Origin of the sequence: Polyangium spumosum, assembly GCF_009649845.1 — a bacterium.
Taxonomy (GTDB): domain Bacteria; phylum Myxococcota_A; class Polyangia; order Polyangiales; family Polyangiaceae; genus Polyangium; species Polyangium spumosum.
The window spans coordinates 1-3,918 of sequence record NZ_WJIE01000049.1 but is presented as its reverse complement, the minus strand read 5'-3'; the positions used below and the strand labels follow the sequence as shown (position 1 = coordinate 3,918).

Sequence of the window (3,918 nt, the reverse complement as noted above, 5' to 3'; positions counted from 1 at the left end):
CAACGCGAGCACGGTGGCACCCATCGTGGTGCGATGGGCCTCGCGCCTCCAGCGCTTATAACTTGCCTTGGAGTGGTTTTACTTTACTATACCGAGGCCGCAGTCCTGTTCACGGGGAACCAGTACACTTCAGCAGCGACTGCTGATACTGGAGCTGAGCAACCTCGACTTGCGCTCGGGCCTGAACTTCAGCTGCTCGAGTCCTCGCGTCCCGATCGAGCAAGAGTTGCATCAACCCGAGGATGTCCATGGTCTGCTGCTGGGGCGGAGGCGCAGGCGGAGGCGGGTAGTAATGCGGCGGATATCCGGGATACGGGCCCGCGTGCGGCCCCCACGGCGGCGCGCCGGGCGGTTGCCCCCAGGGCCCCTGCCCGTATGGAGCATTGGGATCCGGCTGGGAAGGCGGCGTACGCCGAGCTTCCTCGTAAAATGGCTTTCGTGCCGGACCGTCGACGTACCACTTCTCGGAGTGCGCCTGGTAGCGATGCGTACTGCTGCACTTCGCGATGGCCTGATAGGTACACTGACCGCCGAACATCTCGACGATCTGCTCCAAGCTCCGCAGCTCGGAGCCCAGGAAGTCGCGCGGACAGCGCTCGTAGTACTCGTTCTTGGGGCCGTACCAGCGGTGCAACTGGATGATGTCGAAGCGGCGGCGGTCGGGACCGCTCTCGGTTTCCGGTCGAGGAAACAGAGGATGTCCTCCATAGTCATCGGTTTCCTGCTCGGCGGACGGAGGGGTCCCGTCGAGCTCGTCGTCCGGCTCTTTCTTCTTCATGGCGTTCTTCAATGTGTGTATCGGAATCGCGAATCGTGCAATGGTGCCAAAGAAGAAATGGCCTGACGTCGTGACGTCAGAAATTTCCGCACTCGATGCTAACTGTTCGAAACTGTTCGACTTGCTGGCGCACCCCTGTTGCAAATTCGCGGCCCCTCCGGGCGCTCACTCGAGGGGCTCGAGAGCCCGCCTCTCACGGCCCACATCGCAACTTCCCCTGGGAAATGTTCAGGTCAGGTTTGTCGAAATTTTTGACCCCCCTTCCGAAATCATGAGATTTGGGCCCACCCTCGCCTCCCGCCTGCTGGCAGCTCGAGGCTGCTTCGGTGCTGTTTCCGGGTTTATCCTGGCACCAAGCCGGTCCTCGGAATTGCATCGATGTCTTGTGCGCGGTAAAACAGTCAAAGTTCTCACGCCAGCGTGTTCCGCGGCACTTTGAGACGCAACGAGCCGGCCCTCGTGCAGCAGACCGCAGTGAACGCGGCCTTTTGTGGTCCGGCGGGACGAACCCGCGCAAACCCATGTCCACCGTGGACAGAATTCCGCGGCTCCGTCGACCTCTTGACGCGCCCTATGCTGTCGGCCTAGCGTGTCGGTACGATCGCAGGGGAGTGGTGGTTATGCGTCGCGAGGTGCAAAAGCGCGCCGAGAAGCGTAGGGATGGGCGCGAAACCGTGCGGACGACGATCTGGTTCGATGTCGACGTCTACGACGATGCCTTGACGGTCTCCGAGAAGAAGAAGATGGCTCTCAGCCGGTTCGTGAACGACGTTGTGCGAAGGGCGCTGGAGGAGTTCTGGCGCGCTCGGAAAGCGTCGAACGCCGGGAAAAAGGCGGCAAAGAAGAAGCCCCCGCCGAGCATCGCTCCTCGTTCACGGGCCCCGTCGGCTCCGACCTCGAAGAAGCGCGCCGAGCCCCCGCCAAGCATCGCCCCCCGTTCACGGACGCCGTCGGCTCCGACGTCGAAGAAACGCGCCGAGCCCCCGCCGAGCATGGCCGCCCCGGCATCGAGAGCTCGGAGTCAGGCGCCCGGACGTTCGTCACCCTCGGTGCCCCCGGCTCCGTCGACGAAACGGACAGTCGGGCCGACATCGTCGGGTTCCCCTTCCCGCCCATCGACGCCCCCGCGGTCGGGACGTTCCCAAGAGTAGTCGCCGCTCCGCTGTCGCTGCAACCGCCCGCTCGAGGACCTCGATTTCGCAAAAAAGCCGCTACAAAGCCGCCGAGGAGCCACTCGGCGCCAGTGGAAAAGCCGCTTGTATTTTGCGGGGGGGTCCACCTGGAACCTGTGGCGGGTCGACGTCGAGCGTGTCTCCGAGGGGGCGCCCGACGTGTTTTCGCAGGGTTACGGGTGGAGGACGTGGCGCCGAGAACCCGAAAAAACCAAAAAGTGGTTACCTCGAGCGGCTCTTCTCGAAGTTGGGCCGGCGAATCCAGGGGGTGATCGGCGAGTCTTCCACTTTTCACGTGGCTTTTGGTTGTTTGTCTGGGCTGACGCGCGAGCGGCACGGCCTTTGCGCTGGGCCACGACGGGCAGGGAACTGGCCAAAAGAGGCAGGGTCGCGGACCTCGGGGGGAGGGCGTGGAAGGTGCGCGAGGAGGCTCGGGGGCGCACTCGAAGCGGTCCCGGGGGGCGGATCGACGGAAAAGTGGTTATGCCGAGCGGCTCTTCTCGTTCTTGGTCCTGCGAAACAAGGAGGTGAGAATGCCAAAGCCCACTCTTGCAGTGGCTTTTTGTTGTTTGTCTCGGCCATCAATCGACGCCTGGGTAAGTCGGCGGTAGGAGTTCAGGGCCCGATTGCAAATTTTCCTGGCGACAAGACGTCCCATTGCTAGGTTCAACAAGACATCGTGACGCAGAAGGTCCGAGGGGTCGCTCTCCCGAGCTCGATCCCCGACCTGCCGCCACGAGGAACGAAGGAGCAACTCGGGACGAAAGGAGAAATCCGCCATGTCTGGTCATCAAGGCAGCAACGAACGCCCCTCCCCACGATGGGTCCCCCTGGAACGTGCCGCGGCGTTCCTCGGGATGAACGCCGCCGCCCTCCGGAAGGCGCTCGAGCGTCGCGCCACACGCGCCTCCGACGGCGCCACGGAGGCGAGCATCGACGGAGTGCGAGCACGCAAGTTCGGCCGGATCTGGCGCGTGAAGTTCTCGGAGGCGTGGTGCGGACCCGTCAGCGCGCGGCTCATGCTAGACTCCCAGCCTCGCAAAAGTGGCTGGGATGGTCGGAAAGGAATCTGACCATGGCAGTCCGCAAAGTAGAACGATACGGGGAAACCCGTCTGTTGATTGACATCCAGTACAAGAAACGGGACGGCAGCCGGGCCCGCTTCCGCAAAGACGCCGAGGTCCAGACCTGGACCGCGGCCCGCGCGGAGGAGAAGCGGTACCTGCTCAACATCGCGCAGTACGGCGAGCCGCATGAGCCGGCGGCGTCGGCGAACGGTGTCGCTGCCGGTGCTGGTACTCCGTCCGGCTCCGATGCTGGGGCGAAGGCCACGAAGAGCTTCGCGGAGCTCGTCGCCGAGTACCGCGAGACCTTCATGGTGGCCGAGCTGAAGGTCACGAGCCGGAGGGGCTACGAGTCGGTCCTCCGAAGCACCTTGCTCCCGAGGTTCGGCAAGTTGCCCCTCCACAAGGTCGATGGGAAGGCCGCGGCGGATCTCGACCTCGACCTGTCCCGGCGGAAGTTGACCCACTCGACGCGCAACAACACGCAGATCGTCCTCCGGTCCGTGCTCCGGTTCGCCAAGAGCCGCGGGTACGTGGAGGATCGACCGGCGAACCTGCCGAAGCTCAAGCCCATCGGGCAGAGCATCCTCGAGATCCCCTCGGACGATCAGGTCCAGAAGATCCTCGACGACGCACGCGAGACCCATCGACCGACCTTCACCCTGATGTCGGACGCCGGGCTTCGCCCCAACGAGGTCCGCGCGCTCCGCTGCAAGGACGTGCACCTGCGATGGGAGAACGGTGAGGCGGTGGGCGGCTTCCTCAACGTGCGCGAGGGTGTCCCCGCGCGAGCTCCCCTGCGGTGCCGTGCGCGCGCTCGCTCGCAGCGCGTGCAGCACTCCGTGCGTGTCGCGTGATGGGCGCCATCGCGTCGGGTTATTCAGTGTCGCTGAGACAGCGAGCG

Annotated in this window: 3 protein-coding genes; 1 reads left to right on the top strand and 2 read right to left on the bottom strand. The window is 64.2% G+C overall.

The genetic code is table 11. The annotated features are described in order from the left end of the window. Window positions 1-109 precede the first annotated feature (109 nt). Entirely contained in the window at window positions 110-778 is a 669-nt protein-coding gene (locus GF068_RS43150) for a hypothetical protein (RefSeq protein ID WP_153825415.1), read from the bottom strand. A 706-nt stretch (window positions 779-1,484) separates the two neighbouring features. Next, window positions 1,485-1,772, bottom strand: coding sequence for a hypothetical protein (locus GF068_RS43145; RefSeq protein ID WP_153825414.1), 288 nt, complete (start codon window positions 1,770-1,772; stop codon window positions 1,485-1,487). Window positions 1,773-3,025: 1,253 nt separating this feature from the next. Between GF068_RS43145 and GF068_RS43140 the strand changes: the two genes are divergently transcribed. Then, window positions 3,026-3,871, top strand: coding sequence for a tyrosine-type recombinase/integrase (locus tag GF068_RS43140; RefSeq protein WP_153825413.1), 846 nt, complete (start codon window positions 3,026-3,028; stop codon window positions 3,869-3,871). Window positions 3,872-3,918: the final 47 nt, after the last annotated feature.